At 72.7% G+C, this 17,587-nt stretch carries 19 protein-coding genes, 1 tRNA gene and 1 pseudogene; 12 read left to right on the top strand and 9 right to left on the bottom strand.

Annotation, left to right across the window (positions count from 1 at the left end; translation table 11 throughout):
* The first annotated feature begins 3 nt into the window (after positions 1–3).
* Complete coding sequence (locus O1G21_RS20690; RefSeq protein WP_270145938.1) at positions 4–783, top strand: TetR/AcrR family transcriptional regulator; 780 nt, start codon at positions 4–6, stop codon at positions 781–783.
* A 56-nt stretch (positions 784–839) separates the two neighbouring features.
* Here O1G21_RS20690 and O1G21_RS20685 read toward each other — a convergent pair whose 3' ends face one another.
* Together O1G21_RS20685 and O1G21_RS41425 are read right to left on the bottom strand one after the other, a co-directional pair.
* On the bottom strand, positions 840–1,631 hold the full coding sequence (locus O1G21_RS20685; RefSeq protein WP_270145936.1) for an isocitrate lyase/PEP mutase family protein: 792 nt from the start codon (positions 1,629–1,631) through the stop codon (positions 840–842).
* On the bottom strand, positions 1,628–2,980 hold the full coding sequence (locus O1G21_RS41425) for a cytochrome P450 family protein (RefSeq protein WP_333493483.1): 1,353 nt from the start codon (positions 2,978–2,980) through the stop codon (positions 1,628–1,630). Before O1G21_RS41425 ends, O1G21_RS20685 begins: the two co-directional genes overlap by 4 nt.
* An 83-nt stretch (positions 2,981–3,063) precedes the next feature.
* On the opposite strand from O1G21_RS41425, the gene O1G21_RS20670 reads away from it, so the two are divergent.
* A complete protein-coding gene (locus O1G21_RS20670) occupies positions 3,064–3,807 on the top strand; it encodes an ArsR/SmtB family transcription factor (protein WP_270145934.1) in 744 nt (247 codons plus the stop codon).
* 42 nt (positions 3,808–3,849) lie between these two features.
* Here the strand turns inward: O1G21_RS20670 and O1G21_RS20665 are convergent.
* From O1G21_RS20665 to O1G21_RS20650, 4 genes and pseudogenes are all read right to left on the bottom strand, one after another.
* Positions 3,850–3,951: pseudogene (locus tag O1G21_RS20665) on the bottom strand (mycothiol transferase); the annotation flags it as partial.
* A gap of 86 nt (positions 3,952–4,037) precedes the next feature.
* Entirely contained in the window at positions 4,038–4,748 is a 711-nt protein-coding gene (locus tag O1G21_RS20660; protein WP_333493562.1) for a VOC family protein, read from the bottom strand.
* A gap of 214 nt (positions 4,749–4,962) precedes the next feature.
* The gene (locus O1G21_RS20655; RefSeq protein WP_270145932.1) at positions 4,963–7,344 is read right to left on the bottom strand and encodes a terpene synthase family protein; all 2,382 of its coding nucleotides are present in this window, start codon (positions 7,342–7,344) and stop codon (positions 4,963–4,965) included.
* Positions 7,345–7,595: 251 nt separating this feature from the next.
* Positions 7,596–7,943: a DoxX family protein gene (locus O1G21_RS20650; RefSeq protein ID WP_270145930.1), complete on the bottom strand. Its 348-nt coding sequence runs from the start codon at positions 7,941–7,943 to the stop codon at positions 7,596–7,598.
* A gap of 284 nt (positions 7,944–8,227) precedes the next feature.
* Here O1G21_RS20650 and O1G21_RS20645 point away from each other — a divergent pair, with 284 nt between their 5' ends.
* Positions 8,228–8,869 carry an HhH-GPD-type base excision DNA repair protein gene (locus tag O1G21_RS20645; RefSeq protein ID WP_270145928.1) on the top strand — a complete coding sequence of 214 codons (642 nt, stop codon included), beginning with the start codon at positions 8,228–8,230 and terminating at the stop codon, positions 8,867–8,869.
* 135 nt (positions 8,870–9,004) lie between these two features.
* On the opposite strand, the gene O1G21_RS20640 is transcribed toward O1G21_RS20645, so the two are convergent.
* Complete coding sequence (locus O1G21_RS20640; RefSeq protein WP_270151128.1) at positions 9,005–10,486, bottom strand: MFS transporter; 1,482 nt, start codon at positions 10,484–10,486, stop codon at positions 9,005–9,007.
* A 132-nt stretch (positions 10,487–10,618) separates the two neighbouring features.
* On the opposite strand from O1G21_RS20640, the gene O1G21_RS20635 reads away from it, so the two are divergent.
* Positions 10,619–11,614: a helix-turn-helix transcriptional regulator gene (locus O1G21_RS20635; RefSeq protein WP_270145926.1), complete on the top strand. Its 996-nt coding sequence runs from the start codon at positions 10,619–10,621 to the stop codon at positions 11,612–11,614.
* Positions 11,615–11,625: 11 nt separating this feature from the next.
* On the opposite strand, the gene O1G21_RS20630 is transcribed toward O1G21_RS20635, so the two are convergent.
* Complete coding sequence (locus tag O1G21_RS20630) at positions 11,626–12,144, bottom strand: YbhB/YbcL family Raf kinase inhibitor-like protein (protein WP_270145924.1); 519 nt, start codon at positions 12,142–12,144, stop codon at positions 11,626–11,628.
* 83 nt (positions 12,145–12,227) lie between these two features.
* Between O1G21_RS20630 and O1G21_RS20625 the strand changes: the two genes are divergently transcribed.
* From O1G21_RS20625 to O1G21_RS20615, 3 genes are all read left to right on the top strand, one after another.
* A complete protein-coding gene (locus O1G21_RS20625; protein ID WP_270145922.1) occupies positions 12,228–12,884 on the top strand; it encodes a rhomboid family intramembrane serine protease in 657 nt (218 codons plus the stop codon).
* A 178-nt stretch (positions 12,885–13,062) separates the two neighbouring features.
* Entirely contained in the window at positions 13,063–13,359 is a 297-nt protein-coding gene (locus O1G21_RS20620; protein ID WP_014136828.1) for a type II toxin-antitoxin system VapB family antitoxin, read from the top strand.
* A gap of 252 nt (positions 13,360–13,611) precedes the next feature.
* Positions 13,612–14,292, top strand: a complete 681-nt coding sequence (locus tag O1G21_RS20615) for a LytR C-terminal domain-containing protein (RefSeq protein ID WP_270151126.1) — start codon at positions 13,612–13,614, stop codon at positions 14,290–14,292.
* A 61-nt stretch (positions 14,293–14,353) separates the two neighbouring features.
* Here O1G21_RS20615 and upp read toward each other — a convergent pair whose 3' ends face one another.
* The gene (gene upp, locus O1G21_RS20610) at positions 14,354–14,989 is read right to left on the bottom strand and encodes a uracil phosphoribosyltransferase (protein WP_270145916.1); all 636 of its coding nucleotides are present in this window, start codon (positions 14,987–14,989) and stop codon (positions 14,354–14,356) included.
* A 161-nt stretch (positions 14,990–15,150) separates the two neighbouring features.
* Here upp and O1G21_RS20605 point away from each other — a divergent pair, with 161 nt between their 5' ends.
* From O1G21_RS20605 to O1G21_RS20585, 5 genes are all read left to right on the top strand, one after another.
* The gene (locus O1G21_RS20605) at positions 15,151–15,387 is read left to right on the top strand and encodes a hypothetical protein (RefSeq protein ID WP_270145914.1); all 237 of its coding nucleotides are present in this window, start codon (positions 15,151–15,153) and stop codon (positions 15,385–15,387) included.
* Positions 15,388–15,678: 291 nt separating this feature from the next.
* Complete coding sequence (locus O1G21_RS20600; protein ID WP_270145913.1) at positions 15,679–16,236, top strand: tRNA adenosine deaminase-associated protein; 558 nt, start codon at positions 15,679–15,681, stop codon at positions 16,234–16,236.
* A gap of 50 nt (positions 16,237–16,286) precedes the next feature.
* The gene (tadA, locus tag O1G21_RS20595) at positions 16,287–16,814 is read left to right on the top strand and encodes a tRNA adenosine(34) deaminase TadA (RefSeq protein WP_270145911.1); all 528 of its coding nucleotides are present in this window, start codon (positions 16,287–16,289) and stop codon (positions 16,812–16,814) included.
* 69 nt (positions 16,815–16,883) lie between these two features.
* Positions 16,884–16,970: transfer RNA gene (locus O1G21_RS20590), tRNA-Ser, on the top strand.
* Between the two features lie 448 nt (positions 16,971–17,418).
* Entirely contained in the window at positions 17,419–17,583 is a 165-nt protein-coding gene (locus O1G21_RS20585) for a hypothetical protein (protein ID WP_167344920.1), read from the top strand.
* The last annotated feature ends 4 nt before the right edge of the window (positions 17,584–17,587 follow it).

Raw genomic sequence — 17,587 nt, 5'->3', positions numbered from 1 at the left:
CAGATGACGGCCAAGCCGGAGGACGACACCCCGCCGGAGCACCGGACCGGCGCCCAGCCGGGCATCCCGTCGCCGTGGAACCGTCCGCAGAAACGGCGGACCCAGCCCGCCCTCAGCCGCGAGCAGATCGTCACCGAGGCCTTCGCACTGCTGGACGCCGAGGGCATCGACGCGCTGAGCATGCGCAAGCTCGGCGCCCGCCTCAACGCCGGCGCGACCTCGCTCTACACCCACGTCGCCAACAAGGACGAACTGCTCGCCCTGGTCGTCGACCACGTCTTCGGCGAACTCCCGCTGGCCCGCGCGGAGGGCGCCGAGGACCCCAAGGTCTGGCGCGCGGCCGTCGTGGAGTGCACCGAGGGCATGCGCGCGGCCATCATGCGCCACCCGTGGATGGTCTCCGTGATCGGCGACGTCGGGATGGTCTACCTCGGCCCCAACTGGATGCGGCTCTCCGAAGCCCTGCTGGCCGTGATGGAGGCGGCCGGCTTCGAACTCGCCGAGGCCAACGACATGATGAGCGCGGCCATGGGCTACACCATCGGCACCGCCTGCGTGGAGGCCGCCTGGCTGAGCGCGCTGGCCAGGAGCGGCCAGGGCGAACAGGAGTTCATGAACCAGCTGCTGCCCGCCGTCATCGAGGCCACCAAGTCGCATCCGCGACTGCACCGGCTGTACACCACCCAGGTGCCGGAGGAGATCGAGGCGGGCCGGGACAGCAGCTTCCTGCGCGGCCTCAACGTGATCCTGGACGGGATCGAGGCGAGGCGGTCCAGGGCCTGAACCCGGACCGCCGCTCAGGCGCGGAAGAACCTCAACTCCCCTTCAGCGCCCGGACCTCAACCCCCGCTCAGCGCCCGGACCTCGGCGTAGCCGGGCACCGGACCGACCGGCCCGCCCGAGGCCACGGCGGCGGCCGTCGCCACCGCCGCCGCCAGTGCCGAGCGGTACAGCAGCGACCCCAGGCTGACCCGGGCCACCCCGAGCCCGGCCAGCTCGGCGAGACCCGGACCACCCGGCGTCCAGAGGATGTTGAGCGGGACGGACAGCCGGCCGACCAGCCTGGCGATCGCGGCCGGCTCGCTCAGCGCGGGTACGAACACGCCGTCCGCGCCCGCCCGTTGGTAGGCGTCCAGCCGCCGTACGGTCTCCGGCTCGGGGTCGTCGCTCCCGCACCAGTAGGCGTCGGTGCGGGCGTTCACGAACAGCTCCGGCACGGCGGCCTTCACCGCCGCGACCTTCGCGACGTGGACGGCGGTCGGCGCCAGGGTGCCGTCCGGCCGGCCGTCCTCCAGATTGATGCCGACCACGCCCGCCGCCGCCAACTCGACGGCCAGATCGGCTACTTCGGCCGGGTCATCGCTGAAGCCGGACTCCACGTCGACGCTCAGCAGGTAGTCGTCGCGGCCCAGCCGCCGGGCCAGCCGTACGGTCTCCGCGCGGGTGGCGGCGGCGCCGTCGGGCAGGCCGGCAGCGGCCGCCACGCCCAGGCTGGTGGTGCCGATCGCGGGGTGACCGGCGGCGGCGAGGGCGGCGGCCGAGGCGTGGTCCCAGGCGTTCGGGAGCAGCAGCGGACGGCCGCGGCGGTGGTGCAGGGCGGCGAACGGGGTCATCGCGTCGAGCGGGCTCATCGCGTCGCCTCCCGCTGCCGCTCGATCGGACCCACCGAGTCCACGTAGTAGGCACCGGCCCCGGCGAGGTGGCAGACGATCTGCCGGAAGCTCCAACCCTTCCCCGGCGAGTCGTCCAACTGCCGTTCCGGCAGCGCGGCGACCCGCTGGGCCCAGATCCGGCCGAGCCGGGTGAGCCGGCTGCGGGCCTCGTCCAGGTCGGCGGCGGTGAACGGCACCAGGTCGGCCGGGGTGGTGACCTCGGAGGCGTGCCAGTGGTCGGCGGCGGGCGGCTCGCCGGCCAGTCGGGCCTCCAACTCGGCCCAGTGGTCGATGAGATGGTCGGTGACCCGGCGAAGCGCCTTGTGCGGAGTGTAGGTTCGGCCGTCGGCGTTGACGATCGGGCGCCCGTCCCAGGCCGTCCAGGTGTCCGCCAGGGCGAGCACGTGGTCGATCATCTCCGGGATCAGGGTGGCGAGTTCGACCTGGCCGAGGTGGTCCTCGGCGGGCGGCCGGGACGTGTCCGCCGGGTCGGAGGATCCGTACAGGATGCCCTCGGCGATCGCCAGGGCGTGCGAGCGGCCCGGGCAGAGCCGGGGCGGGGCGCCGAAGGCCAGCGGCTCGCGGTCCGGTTCCCGGGCGGCGTCGAGGTCGAGCAGCACGTGCGCCCCGGCCGGGACCGCGACCCCGCCGACCTCGGTCGCCCGGGCGGCGAACCGGCGCATCGTCCGCAGCGGCGGATCGTCCCGCAGGGCGGCGGCCGGTCCGCCGCTGCGCCGGGCGTGCTCGACCAGGGTGGCGGTGGCGTCACAGGCCTGGACCAGCAGGCCGATCCGGTTCGCCGCCGTCTCCGGGTCGTCGTCGCCCATCGCGGGCAGCAGCCGGGCCACCGCCGCGTCCGCCGCCGGGTCGTCCGGCGCCGGCTCGAAGTACGCCCGGCCGACCACCCGCACGTCCCGCGCGACGGCCTCCGGATCGGCCAGGCCGAGCGCCCGTGCGAGCGTCCGCACCACCCGCAGCCGTACGTCCGGCTCGAAGCCGCCCGCGGCCAGGACCCGCAGCCGGGCGGGGTCCAGCCGTTCCAGGTCGGCCAGCACCAGCGCCCGGCGCCGGGCGTGCGGCTCGCCCGCGCTGAACCGGGCGACGGTGGCCCGCAGCCAGGCCACCGTGCCGTACCGGCCGGGCGTCGCGGGCGGCGGGACGAGCGCCGGATCGGCCAGGGCCGCGGTCACGTCCTGGTAGCGGGAGAAGGTCAGTTCATGCGGGGTCGGATCGTGCGGGGTCGGATCGTGCGGGGCCGGACGGTGCGGGGTCGGATGGTGCGGGGTCGGATGGTGCGGGGTCGGATGGTGCGGGGTCGGATCGCTCATGCCCGCCATCGTGGCCCCGGGTCGTTTCGGTCCCGGCCGAACCGTGCCGGGTCGACCATGGAGGCATGGCCGACCATGGACACATGCCAGTGGACCACCGGGGCTCGCCGCTCGCCGCCTTCGCCGCGCTGCTCGCCGACCCCACCCGCGCCGCCTTCTGCTCCGCGCTGCTGGACGGCCGCGCCTGGACGGCGGGCGAACTGGCCCGCGCGGCGGGGGTCGCACCGTCCACGGCCAGCGAGCACCTGTCCCGGCTGATCGCGGGCGGGCTGCTGACGGAGGAACGGCAGGGGCGGCACCGGTACGTCCGGCTGGCCTCCCCCTCCGTCGCGACCCTGATCGAGGACCTCACCGTCTTCGCCGAGGCCATGGGCGAGGCGACCGCTCCTACCGACACCCGCAACAGCCGGCCGGCACCCCGCAACCTCCGCGAGGCCACCCGGCAGAGCGCCGAGGCCCGCGCCCGTACCTGCTACGACCACCTGGCCGGCCGCCTCGGCGTGGCCGTCGCCGACGCCCTGCTCGCCCGCGGCCTGGTCACCGACCACGCCGGGCTCGCCGTCACCGAGCGCGGCCACGACTGGCTCGCCGCACAGGCGATCGAACTGCCACCGCGCACCGGCCGCCCCGGCGGGCGCCCGGTGGTGCGCGGCTGCCTGGACTGGACGGAGCGCCGCAGCCACCTCGGCGGCGCGCTGGGCGCGGCGCTGTGCCGCACCGCGCTGGACCGCGCCTGGGTCGAGCGGATCGGTTCCGGCCGGGCCCTGCGGGTCACCCCGGACGGCTGCCGGGCGCTGCACGAGCTGCTCGGCGTCGAGGTGTCCTGAATCCGGGCCGTCAGCGCTCCGACCGCTCAGCCCATCGACCGCTCAGCCCATGGACTTCGCCCCGTCCAGCGACTCCCGGATGATGTCCGCGTGCCCGGCGTGCTAGGTCTCCGCGATCAGGTGCAGCAGCACCCGCCGGGCCGCCTGCTCGTCGGTGAGGTCCCGGACGGTGCGCCGCGGCAGGCCGCGGTGCTTGTCCAGGGTCTCGACGAGTTCCTCGCGCTCCCCCGTCAGACGTCCACGGTCGACGGCTGCTCGCCCACCCTCCGGCCGAGGTCGATCAGCCCGAACGCCGCGCCCTGCTGGTCGCCGACCGCCGCGAACCGCCCGAACGGACTGTCCACCGGCCCGAAGTAGACCGTGCCGCCGTGCTCCTTCAGCCGCTCGATCGCGGCGTCGGTGTCGTCCACGGCGAAGTACACGCTCACGTACGAGGGCGCCTCCGGCGGCAGGACGTCGCCCGCCGCCCCCGTCCGGCCCAGCACCGGCCGGCCGCCGACCAGGAACATCCGGTAGTCGATCTGCTCGGAGTCCATCTTCCGCGTGCCGTACGGGAACACCGCCGGGAAGAAGGAGTCGGCCTTGCCCGGCTCGCGGGTGACGATCTCGGCCCAGCTGTACGCACCGGGCTCGCCCTGCTTCTCGAAGCCCTCGTGGGCCCCGCTCTGCCAGACGCCGAACGCCACCCCGCCCGGGTCCCTGGCGATCACCATGGTGCCGAAATCGCCGACCTGCATCGGCCCCATCACCACCTCGCCGCCGTTGGTCCGGATCCGCTCGGCGGTGGCGGCGGCGTCCGGCGAGGCCAGGTACAGGCACCAGGCGGACTGCGCCTGGCTCCCAGGCATCGGCGGCACGATCGCGGCCACCGCCTTCCCGCCCGAGTACGCCTGGGTGTAGTTGCCGAACTCCGACGAGCCCTCGCCGAAGGTCCAGCCCAGGACGTCCGTCGGCCCAGCAGGGTGTGCCCTCAGGTAGCGCAGCCATCTCTCAGCCCTCGTCCGTGACGGTGCGGACGCGCGCCGGAAGGCGCGCGCGGCCCCCGACCCGCCAGCCCAACCACGCCGCGGCGCACCCGCGCGGCCCGGCCCGCGCGGGTGCGCCCGTGGTGCGCCCGTGGTGCGTCCGTGGTGCGTCCGTGGCGAGTGGCCCGTCTCAGTTCGCCGGAACGGCGGCCCCGCGGGACGGCGCGCGCAGCGAGGCGGTGCCCAGCCCGGTCGGCCCGAGCGGCACCGTGCCGGTGACGGGCGCCGCACCCGGCTCGGAGGCCGCCGCGGCCGCAGCCCGCGCCCGGACCGCGCCCGCGAGGTCCCGCTCGGCGCCGAAGTGCCGTTCCAGGTCCTCGGTACGGTACCGGCGGCAGCCCTCGTGCCAGTTCAGGATGCCCGCGAGCCAGTTCTCCAGCTCCTTCACGTACCCGCCGAGCAGCTCCCGGGCCTCCGTACCGAGCTCGAAGTCCTCGTACATCACCGGGAGTTCGCGCTGCGCGACGTGCCGGAACTGGTCCAGCCGCGAGTGCATCAGGTCGTCGACGATCCGCAGCGCCGACGGGTGGTCGCAGTTGAAGAAGTTCTGCACCACCAGCACCACGTTGTGCAGCTCGCCCTCGTACTCGATCTCCTTCTGGTACGAGAAGACGTCGTTCATCATGCACGCGTAGTCCATCGCGGAGTTCTCCAGCGCGCGCATCGAGCCGTGCCGGTACACCTCCGCCGGCACGGTCTTCCCGTGGCCCAGGCGGGCGAGCAGCGTGGTGAGTTCGGAGCCGAAGGTGGAGCGGCGCATCTCCAGGTAGTCGACCGGGTCCGGAACGCGGTTCTGGATCTGGTTGCTCAGCTCCCAGATCCAGCTCGCCGTCATCACCTCGATCGACTCGCGCAGGGTGCGCCGGGCCTCGACCGTCATCGGGCCGGTGGTCCGCTCCCAGATGTCGGCGAGGGAGCGCTCCAGCGCGTTGACCGGCTCCGGCACGGGCTCGCCGTCCAGCGGCATGAACAGCGGCAGCCGCGCGTTGGCGGCCTTGGCACCGGCCAGGTCGCGGGTGCTGCCGAAGGCCCGCGGGTAGTAGTCGTCCGCCCAGGTGCCCCAGGCCAACCAGGCCGAGGCGATGTCGAGTTGGTCGGCGGTGGCGTCGGGGTGGATGCCGGCCGCGCAGAGCGGGAGGTCGTAGTCGCGCATCGACTCGGCGTCCCAGATGCCGGATCCGGGGACTCCCGGGTGATCGGCCAGCAGACCGACCCGCTCGGCCCACTCGATCACCCGCTCCCGCGCACCGTCCAGGTGCGGGCTCAGCGTCAGCGCGAACGGCAGGTCGAACCGCGGCAGTCGGGACGGCCCGACGGCCCGGAACGGCACGTGCCCGTGCGACCGCGCCCGCCGCACGGCCGGCGCCTCCGACGCCCCGCTCCCCTTGCGCAGGATGTCCAGCGCCGAGGTCCCGATCCCGCCGATCGCGTACTGGTCCCACCAGTTGCCGGACCCCGGCAGCCCCGGCAACTCTCCGCCCGACCCCGGCGCCACCCGGCCGCCCGAACCCGCCGCCGCCCCACCGCCGTTCATGTAGCGGCTGGACCGCATGTGCCACTCGTGCCCGCCGGACTGCCAGTCCTGCAGCCCCTTGACGTACGCCATCACCCGGGCGCGGCCCGCCGGGTCGAGCCCGGTCTCCGCGAACAGCACCGGCAGTTCGGTGAACACGGTGTTCTCGAACTGCTGCAGCCGCGAGGTGAGCAGATCGTTGACGGCCTCGGCGGCCTGCTGGGTGGAGCACTCCAGGAACCGCTCCAACACCAGGATGCCGTTGCTCAGTTCACCCTCGTCCTCGACCTCGCGCTGGTACGAGAAGATGTCGTTGCGCAGGTGCACGCCGTCGGAGAAGGCGTCCATCAGCACCCGCAGCGCACGCGAACCGGAGACCTCCTTCGGCACCTCGGCCCCGGCCGCGAACTCGACCAGCTGCGCGGACCACGGCGCCCCGCCGACCTTCCGGCGCATCTCGATGTACTCGACCGGGTTGGCGATCCGCCCGGCGTCGATGTTGGCGAGCTCCCACAGCGACTCGTTGAGCAGGTTGCGGGTGCTCTGGGCGAACCGGATCCGCCAGTCCTCCCCCATCACCGGCACGGTCCGCCGCCACAGGTCGGCCAGACCCGCCTCGACCGGGTTCTCCGGCTCCGGCACCGGGGTCGCCGGGTCGGCGGGCATGAACAGCGGCAACCGGTCGAGGTGCGCCTTGCCGGCCTTGCGGTCGTTGGTGCGCTTGTACATGTCGAGGAAGTGGTCGTCGAAGAAGAAGACCCAGACGTACCAGTCGGTGACCAGCGACAGCGCCTCGGCGGAGGCGTCGGGGTGGGTGTAGGCGCAGAGCAGGCCGTAGTCGTGGGCGTCCAGGTCGGCCTGTTCCCAGATCCCCGATCCCTCCAGCATCCCCATCTCCCGGGCCCAGCCCGAGGAGTGGGCCCGCGCCTCGTCCAGGTGCGGATTGAGTCGCGCCGGGTGCGGCACGTAGAAGGACGGCAGTTCGAACGGCTGGGTCACGGGGGGCGAGCCTTTCTGGACGCGTCGATTGGACCAAGGATGACCCCCCGTCAGCCCGCCGCACCGCCACAACAAGAACAGTCATATGAAATGACCCAGCTGCTCGAACCCCCGCTCGGGCCCCGGCCCACCCCGATCAAACTCCCGCCCGGGATCAGGCCGCCAACCGTCGCGCGGCGGAATCACCTCCTTCACCGTCACCGCAGGGGCGGCCCACCCGTCGGTGGTCCACCCCTGCGGTGGGGAGCCGGTCAGGCCGCGAGGCCGAGGGCCAGGGAGGCGACGGCCGGGGCCAGGTAGATCAGGGGGAAGGGGATGTGGGCGTAGGCACGGGCGCGGGCGACGGTGATCACCGCGCCGAGGAAGTAGAGGATGATGCCGACCGCGGCCGCGTAGCCGATGGCCGGGACGGCGAGACCGACCAGCAGGCCGAGGGCGCCGGCGGCCTTGGCGACGCCGAGCCAGGTCCACCAGGCGCGCGGGACGCCGTACTCGGCGAGGGGCCCCACGACGTACTCGGCCTTGGCGAAGACGGAGTACGCCGAGAAGCCGACCATGAGGGCGCCGAGGACGGTGACGACGATGTGGGCGACGGACATTGGAGTGCTCCCCATTCGGTGACTGGTCGATCCGAGTCGGTCGGATCCGGTCGGACACAGCACTGACCCGGAGCACGCCGCCGATGTGACAGCCGCGGACAAAAATGTTTCCGTACTACTGCCGTGAAATGCTCAACAACCGCTCCGCCAACGAACAAAGCAGGTCTGACAAGGGCTGGAAACACCAAGACTTCCTCAGATACGGGCGTGTTGACCGCGTCCGTCCACGCCACGTCCTCCAGACTGGGCGCCGACCGACGTCAACTCCGAGGAGGCCAAACCTCATGAACGTCACCGTCCGGCTCGCCCAGCAGCCCGAGGCCGACGAACTGCTCGGACGGAGTGCGCTCGCCGCGCTCGTCGGCATGCTGCTGGACCAACAGGTGCCGATGGAATGGGCGTTCACCGGCCCGCTGACCATCGCCCAACGGCTCGGCCGGGACGACCTCGACGCCCACGAGATCGCCACCTACAGCCCGGAGGAGTTCGTCGCCCTGCTCTCCGCGAAGCCGGCCGTCCACCGCTACCCGGCCGCGATGGCGAAACGGGTGCAGCAGCTGTGCCAGTTCCTCGTCGCGCAGTACGACGGCGACGCCGCCGCGCTGTGGAAGGACGCCCGCACCGGCAAGGAGCTGCTCAGCCGCCTCAACGCCCTTCCCGGCTTCGGCAAGCAGAAGTCGCAGATCTTCCTGGCCCTGCTCGGCAAGCAGTTCGGGGTCCGGCCCGAGGGCTGGCGCGAGGCGGCCGGCGCGTACGGCGAGGAGGGCGCCCACCGCTCGGTCGCCGACATCACCGGCCCCGAATCCCTCACCCTGGTACGTGAGTTCAAGCAGGAGATGAAGCGCGCGGCGAAGGAGGCCAAGGCCGCCGCCAAGCCCCGCACCACCACCCGGTCCGCCACCGCGACCGCCACCGCAGCCCGTTGAACCCACGCGAAGTGCCGTCCGCGGCTCTCCGTCCCCGCGTGCGTCGAGGGCCCCGGCCGCGCAGCGCGACCGAGGTCCTCGACCGAACCGGAGCTCCGAACCGGAGCCCCGAACCGAAGCCCCGAACCGGCCCCGTCACACCAGGGCGGACTCGCGCTCCTCCGGAGCAGCGGCCGCCGGGTCCCCGACCGCCGCCCCCCGCTTGCGCGGCAGCGCGAACATCAGCAGGAACACCGCCAGCAGCACCCCCGCGACCCACCACATCGCGTGCACGAACGCCCCGCTGAAGGCCGTCCCCAGCACCTCCGGCGCGACCACGTCGTCCATCGCCCCGAAGAAGGCCACCGACACCAGCCCGAGCCCGAGCGCGTTGCCGACCTGCTGCACGGTGTTGATCAGCCCCGAGGCCGACCCGGCGTGCCGGCGCGGCACCTCGGACAGGATCGCGTCGGTGATCGGCGCGACGATCAACCCCATCCCGAGGCCCATCACCACCAGCGGCAGCGCCATCTGCCAGGGCGCGATGCCGGTCCCGTACCGGTGCGCCTCCGCGATGTAGACGAGCACGCCCACCGCCATGATCAGCGCGCCGGCCTGGAGCACCTTGCGCCCGAACCGCGGCACCAGCTTCTGCACCGACAGCCCGGCCGCCGTGGAGACCGCGAGCGAGAACGGGATGCCGGTGGCGCCCGCCTTGAGCGGGCTCCAGCCGAGCCCGACCTGCATGTAGAGCGTCCAGACCAGGAAGAAGATGCCGAGCGCGACGCCGAAGGCCAGCTGGACGCAGATCCCGGCCGCGAAGCTCTTCACACGGAACAGCGACAGTTCGACCAGCGGCGAGCCGTCCCGCCGCGCCTTGGCCTTCTCGTACACCACGAAGAGCACGAACACCGGCAGGCTGCCGACCATCGACAGGTAGCCCCAGAGCGGCCAGCCGGCCTCCCGGCCGTGGGTCAGCGGGTAGATCAGCATCAGCAGGCCGAGGCTGGCCAGCGCCACGCCGACCAGGTCCAGCTTGAGCGCGTGCTCGGCCCTGGACTCGTCGATGAAGCGGCGCCCGAGCAGCAGCCCGGCGATGCCGACGGGCAGGTTGATCAGGAAGATCGGCCGCCACTCGAGGCCCAGCAGGTCCCACTCGGTGAGCAGCGCGCCGATCATCGGACCGGACACCGCGCCCAGCCCGACCACCGCTCCGAACATCCCGAACACCTTGCCGCGCTCCTCCGCCGGGAAGGTCGCGTGGATGATCGACAGCACCTGCGGCACCATCAGGGCCGCCGTCCCGCCCTGCAGGATCCGCATGGCGACCAGCATCTCCGGGCCGGAGGCCAGCCCGCACAGCGCGGAGGCCAGCGTGAAGCCGCCGATGCCGATCAGGAACAGCCGCTTGCGGCCGTGGATGTCGCCGAGCCGCCCGCCGGTGATCAGCCCGATCGCGAAGGCCAGCGCGTAGCCGCCGGTGACCCACTGGATGGCGCTGAAGGAGGCGCCGGTGTCCTGCTGGATGCTCGGGATGGCGATGTTGACGATGGTGACGTCCACCAGGTCCATGAAGGAGGCGACCATCACGATCGCCAGCGCGATCCACCTCCGCCGGTCGGCTCCCGCCGTACTCATTGCGTTCTCCTCGTTCGTCCGCTGCTTCACGTCCGGAACGGTACGGACCATGTAGGTCAGGTCCTGTCCCAGTTCGTCGGGCATGCTGGACGGCATGAGCGAGCACGGCGAGCGAACCATCGGGAGGCGCGCATGAGCGACACCCCCGCCCGGCTGCTGAACCTGCTGTCGCTGCTGCAGACCCCGCGCGAGTGGCCCGGCAGCGAACTGGCCGAGCGGCTCGGCGTCAGCCCCCGCACCATCCGCCGGGACATCGACCGGCTGCGCGACCTCGGCTACCCGGTGCAGGCCACCATGGGCGCGGTCGGCGGCTACCGGCTGGTCGCGGGCACGGCGATGCCACCGCTGCTGCTGGACGACGAGGAGGCGGTGGCCATCGCGGTCGGCCTGCGGGCGGCCGCCGGACACGCCGTGGTCGGCATCGAGGAGGCCTCGGTACGGGCGCTCGGCAAGCTGCTCCAGGTGCTGCCGAGCCGGCTGCGGCACCGGGTGGGGACCCTGAACACGGCGACCGTGCCGCTGCTCACCGGGGACGGCCCGACCGTCGACCCGGAGGCCCTGACCCTGCTCGCCGGCGCCGTCACCAAGCACGAGCGCCTGCGCTTCGCCTACCGGGCCCGCGACGGGGCCAAGACCCGGCGCAACGTCGAGCCCGAGCGGCTGGTCTCGACCGGCCGTCGCTGGTACCTGATCGGCTACGACCTGGACCGGGAGGACTGGCGGCTGTTCCGGGTCGACCGGATCACCGAGCCGTTCGCCACCGGCGCCCGCTTCACCCCGCGCCCGCTCCCGGCCGAGGACGCCGCCGTGTTCGTGGCGAGCCGGCTGCGCCGCCGGTCACCGACGCACACCATGGTGGCCACCGTCCACCGCCCCGCCGCCGAGGTCGACGGCTGGATGCCCTGGACCGGGGACTACGAGATCGAACCGATCGACGACCACAGCTGCCTGCTGCGCTCCCGGGCGGACTCCCTGAAGTGGCTGGCGTCCGGGCTGCTGATGCTGGACTGCGACTTCGAGGTGCACGATCCCCCGGAACTGCGCGAGCACCTGCGCACGATCGCGGCCAGGGCCGACCACGCGGCGAACCGGAGGGAGTCAGGGTCCGGCCGTCCGACCGGACCCTGACAGCGGAAACCTCAGACCCCGTACTCCGCCGTCAGCAGCGCCCGCCCCAGGGTGTGGAAGGTGATGTGGAAGCCGACCTGGGCCGGCGGGGTGTCGGCGGTGACGTCCAGCTTCTCCACGTCCAGCGCGTGCACCGCGAACACGTACCGGTGCGGGGCGCCGGGCGGCGGGGCGGCGCCGTCGTACTTGTTGCCCGGGAAGTCGTTGCGCCCGTGGAAGGAGGCCGCGCCCGGCAGGTCGTCGTCCGAGGAGCCGGCGCCGCGCGGCAGTCCGGCGGTGTCGGCGGGCAGGTTGAGGGCCAGCCAGTGCCACCAGCCGGAGCCGGTCGGCGCGTCCGGGTCGTAGCAGGTGACGGCGATGCTCCGGGTGCCCTCCGGCAGCCCCGACCAGGCCAGCTGCGGCGAGAGGTTGCCGCCGCCGTGGATGAACTCCCGGCCCAGCGTGCCGCCTTCGGTGATGTCCCGGCTGGTCAGCTCGAAGGACGGCACCTGCGGCAGGAACTCGTACGGCAGCGGCGGACGAACACTCATGGGGTGCACCTCTCACGGTCGGAATGACACGGATCACTGTAATGCGGTGCACGTCCGATCCGGCCGCCCCTAGAGTCGACGTCATGGCCTCGAAACTCGCCCGGTTGCTCTCGGACTCCCGCCGCGCCCTGCTCACCATGCTCGGGATCCAGGCCGTCATCTGGTCCGTGCAGGTGGTGAACTGGCTGGACGACTACGACCTGTCCAAGGAGTTCGGCCTGCGTCCGGAGCGGGTGGACGACCTGCCCGAGATGTTCACCATGCCGTTCCTGCACTTCAGTTGGGACCACATCGTGGCCAACTCCTGGCCGCTGTTCGTGCTCGGCTTCCTGGCCGCCTACCGGGGCATGCGGAAGTTCCTGCTGGCCAGTCTGGTGATCACGGTGTCCGGCGGGCTCACGGTCTGGCTGCTGGAGAGCCCGAACACCGTGACGGCCGGAGCGAGCGGCATGGTCTACGGCTACCTCGGCTACGTGGTGCTGCGCGGGGTCCTGGACCGCAACGTGCTGGACGCGGTCGTCGGCATCGGCGTCGCCGCGGTCTACTGGACGATCCTGATCGGGGTGCTGCCGGTCGTCCACGGGGTCAGTTGGCTGGGCCACCTCGGCGGGCTGATCGGCGGACTGGCCGCCGCCGTCCTGCTCCGCAACCAGGCGAAGCCGAAGCCCGTCCCCGTCGCCACCGATCCGAACAGCCCCAACGCCGCCCTACTCAAGGAGCTCGACGACCTGGGCCTCTGACGCCGACCTGCTCGAGCAGCACCGCACCGAGGTCGAGGGCGGGCCCGGTGAAGGCGTACGCGATGTTCACGACATTTCCCATCAAACAGCCGCAAACGCCCACCCGCAGCTCACACCCATGCGCGTGGCGCCCCCGCGGCTGCTGCGCCATCCGCCGTCCGAACGGTAGGCTTTCCGTGTGATCTTCAAGCGCATCGGCAATGGGCGGCCGTACCCGGATCACGGCCGGACGAGTACCCGCCAGTGGGCTGACGTCGCCCCGCGTCCGGTGCGGCTCGACCAGCTGGTGACCACCAAGGGCCAACTCGACCTGGAAACCCTGTTGGCCGAGGACTCGACCTTCTACGGGGACCTCTTCGCCCACGTGGTGAAGTGGCGCGGCGACCTCTACCTGGAGGACGGGCTGCACCGGGCCGTACGGGCCGCGCTGCAGCAGCGCCAGGTGCTGCACGCCCGTGTCCTCGAGATGGACTGACGGCCGCACGGCGACCTCCCCGGACCGCCCCCTCGCCACCGGGCGGAGGGCGGTCCGGGCGTACCCGGGTACCTCCTTTCGGGTACCGAGGTACTCCAGATGATGATCGTTTAGTACCTTCCCAGCTGTCCGGCACTACGCTGCTGACTACGGCCGCGACCAGGGGATCCGCCCGCACCCGGGGGTCGCCTCCACCCGGCCGATCCGTCATCCCGACCCCGCCCTGGCACGAGGGGGAGACAAACCGTGAGCATGTTGACTCCCCAAGGCCTCAAGGGGAAGCAGTACCGCATCACCGGCAACGCCTACCCGCGGCTGGGCCGGCCCCCGAAGAAGAGTCGCAAGGTGATCGCCGCGCTCGCGGCCCTGCTCGCCCTGGCCCTGATCGGCCTCGGCGGCGTGCAGCTGTACGACATCTTCCGCGGCAAGGACCGGAACGCCTCCGCGCAGGCCTGCGCCGACCCGTCCGGCAAGCCGCTGGCCGCCCCGACGGCGGGCGCCACGCCCGGCAGCCCCGCGGCCTCCGGCGCCCCCGCCGCCGTGGTGGACCCGCACGCCGTCCCCGCGCCCACGGCCGTCACGGTGAACGTCTACAACGCCACCACCAAGTCCGGCCTGGCCGGGCGGACCGCCGACGAGCTCAAGAAGCGCGGCTTCGTCATCGGCAAGGTCGGCAACGCGCCCGCCGAGCTGGACAAGAAGGTGCCCGGCACCGCCCAGGTGATCGCCGGCCCGAGCGGCGCCGCCGCCGGCACCCTGGTGAGCTCCCAGATCGCCGGGGCCACCGTCACCGCCGACGCCCGCACCGACGCCAGCGTGGACTTCGTGATCGGCGACAGCTACAACGCCCTGCTGGACGAGACCCAGGCGGCCGCCGCCCTCGCCCTGGCCATCAAGCCCTCCCCCACCCCGAGCACCACCGGCACCTGTTGACCGCACGACAGCAGGAGAGCCCCCGGCACTGCCGGGGGCTCTCGGACGTTCGGAAAGGGGCTCAGCCGGCCGTGCCGTACAGCCGGTCGCCCGCGTCGCCCAGGCCGGGGACGATGTAGCCGTTCTCGTTCAGTCGCTCGTCCAGGGCGGCGGTGACCACGGTGACCGGCAGGCCGGCCAGCTCGCGCTGCATCACCTCGACGCCCTCCGGCGCGGCCAGCAGCACCACGGCGGTGACGTCGGTGGCGCCGCGCTCGATCAGCATCCTGATCGCGGCGACCAGGGTGCCGCCGGTGGCCAGCATCGGGTCGAGCACGTAGACCTGGCGGCCGGAGAGGTCGTCCGGCATCCGGGTGGCGTACGTGGAGGCCTCCAGGGTCTCCTCGTTGCGCACCATGCCGAGGAAGCCCACCTCGGCGGTCGGCAGCAGGCGGGTCATCCCGTCCAGCATGCCGAGGCCGGCCCGCAGGATCGGTACGACCAGCGGTCGCGGGTAGCTGAGCCGGGTGCCGAGCGTGACCGCCACGGGCGTGGTGATCTCCACCTCGTCGGTGCGGACGTCCCGGGTGGCCTCGTAGGCGAGGAGGGTCACCAGCTCGTCGGTCAGGCGACGGAAGGTCGGCGAGTCGGTGCGCTCGTCGCGCAGGGTGGAGAGCTTGTGGGCGACCAGGGGGTGGTCGACGACGTGGAGACGCATGCGTCGAGGTTAGCCCGGTCCTGGACGCCTGTACGACACGCCGTGCCAGGCCGCCCACCGGCCGCGTCACCTTTCCGTGACACGCCGTGACGCACGGCGAATGTCCGGACCGGACCGTTTCCTGTGGTATCAACCCGGCCGTTCTGGGAATGTCACGTCTTATGACGAGCAACCCGAACGCCGGGGACGGCTCGGCGGACGATTCCGCCGGCGGGGCGGCCCTGCGCGCCGGCCCGCCGCAGGACCCCCCGGAGACCGAGTCGGAGCGCCGCAAGCGGCGGGCCGTCTTCCTGCGAGAGCTCGCCGAGGCCCGCGAGCTGAGGGAGCGGGTCCAGCCCCGGCGGACCAGGGAACGGCGGATGCGCGAAGCGATGCGGATGCGAACCTTCCGCATCTGACCCGGCCCGACCCCGTTCCCCCACCCCTCCGATCCCAGCCCGATCCGACCCGCCGTCACCCGGACAGACGTTCGGAGCAAAATTCGACCGGCTTCGGACGGCCCCGGCCCGACTCCGCTGTCCGCCGTCCGGCCCTTCCGACACGACCTGCAAAGACGCGCTGCGGAACACCCCCCGCAAGGGCGGGCTTTCTGTCACGATTCCGATGGGACGGTCCGAACAGGCGGACCGCCTCTGGCGCGGGGGCGGCCAGATTTTCGCGTCGCCCGAGCGCGCCGACAGCCGAGACCGATGATCTTGGGAGTGTCCCTGGTGGCGTACTTCGCTGCAGTGCTTGCTCGCACCGAGGACGGGTGGGATGTGAGCGAGACGGAGCTCGACGACGTCGAAACCCTGGCCGATCTGGCCGACCTGGCCCGCGGCTCCGCGCAGGACGACGACAGCGTCCTGATCTTCATCGAACAGGAGGACTCCTGGTTCGCCATCGTCCGGGTGGACGGCGAGGACGACCCGCGGATCTTCGTGTCGGACGGCGCCGCCGCCGCCCGCAGCTCCTACGGCTCCGTCCTCACCGACGAACTGGTCGACCAGGCCGGCGAGAGCGAGTTCGGCGACCTGGACCACCTCCTGGACGAGGAGGCGGAGGCCGAGGAGCAGGACGACGAGGACGCGGACGCCCGCGGCGGCGTCCCGGTCGGCCCGCTCGGCGACGCCCACCTGCTCACCGAGTTCGGCCTGGCCGCCGACGAGCTGCTCGCCCTCAGCGGCGAGGGCGCGGTGCCGGGCGACGCCCTGGAGGAGATCGCCGAGGCCCTGGGCTGCGGCGAGGTCCTGGAGGCGGTCCGGTAGCGGCACCGGCCGGGCCGGTGTCCATCACCGGATGCCCGACACTGGATGCCATGCAGCCCGCATCCACCCCGCTGACCGTCCCGCACGTCCCCCCGCTGCCCGCCCCCGTCCGCCCCGACCCGGTCCGCGACCGCTGGGCGGCGCCGATGCGCCTCGCCATCGCCGAGGCCGCCCTGGCGCCGGCCACCGAGGACGTCCCGGTCGGGGCGCTCGTCCTGGGCCCGGACGGCGAGGTGCTCGGGCGCGGCCACAACGAGCGCGAGGCGGTCGGCGACCCGACCGCGCACGCCGAGGTGGTCGCGATCCGGCAGGCCGCGGAGAAACTCGGGGCGTGGCGGCTCAGCGGCTGCACCTTGGTGGTCACCCTGGAGCCCTGCACGATGTGCGCCGGCGCCATCGTGCTGTCCCGGATCGACCGGGTGGTCTACGGCGCCCTCGACGAGAAGGCCGGCGCGGCCGGCTCGCTCTTCGACGTGATGCGCGACCGCCGGCTCAACCACCGGCCCGAGGTGATCTGGGGCGTCCTCGCCGAGGAGTGCGGCGAGCAGCTGCGCGCCTTCTTCGACACCCACCGCTGACCCCGCCCGGGAGCGGGCCCGCGGATACGGATTTCGTGACCGCGCCACCCGTCCGGTAGAGTTCCCCTCGGTAGCGTGTCCGAGCGGCCAAAGGAGCACGCCTCGAAAGCGTGTGTGGGGGCAACTCCACCGTGGGTTCGAATCCCACCGCTACCGCTGGAAAGCCCGAGGGCCCGTCCGATCCGGACGGGCCCTCGGCGTTTCCGCGCACCCTCGGACGCGGAAAGGGCTCCGCGCTCCGGGGCGATGATGACCACCACGGCCCAGCTCGTACGGAGCCTGGAGGGGGGAGCGGCTCGGGGGGCTGACCGCTCCCCCGGCGGAGTCCCACAACCGGTGCCGCGGCGGGGGAAGTCGCGACGACCGGTCCCACAGCGGGGTCTCCGGATCCACGTGCCGGGGATTCCTGTCGGGTCCGCGGCACGTCATCCATCCTGCCGCCCGGGCCGCGGCGGGGCACCCGGAGAAAGGCCCCACCCGCGAGGACCTTCGTCCCGCCGGGCGAACGCGTCGCACACTTGATAGCCCGTCCGGTGGATAAGCTGCCTGCAGGGCCGCTCGGGGACCCGGATGACGGCGGCCCACCGCAGGGAGGAAGGTCACGATGGCGCAGGCGAAGAAGATCGGCATGGTCCTCCTGCTCATCTTCGTGCTCTACTCGATCATCACCTCACCGGCCCGGTCAGCCGAACTCGTCCAGCTGGGCTTCGAGGGCATCTCGAACGCGGCCAAGGCGGTCGGCACCTTCATGACCGGTCTGATCAAGTAAGGAG

Origin of the sequence: Kitasatospora cathayae (assembly GCF_027627435.1) — a bacterium.
GTDB lineage: Bacteria > Actinomycetota > Actinomycetes > Streptomycetales > Streptomycetaceae > Kitasatospora > Kitasatospora cathayae.
The sequence above is the reverse complement of the archived record's forward strand: the minus strand, read 5'-3'. Positions and strand labels throughout refer to the sequence as shown.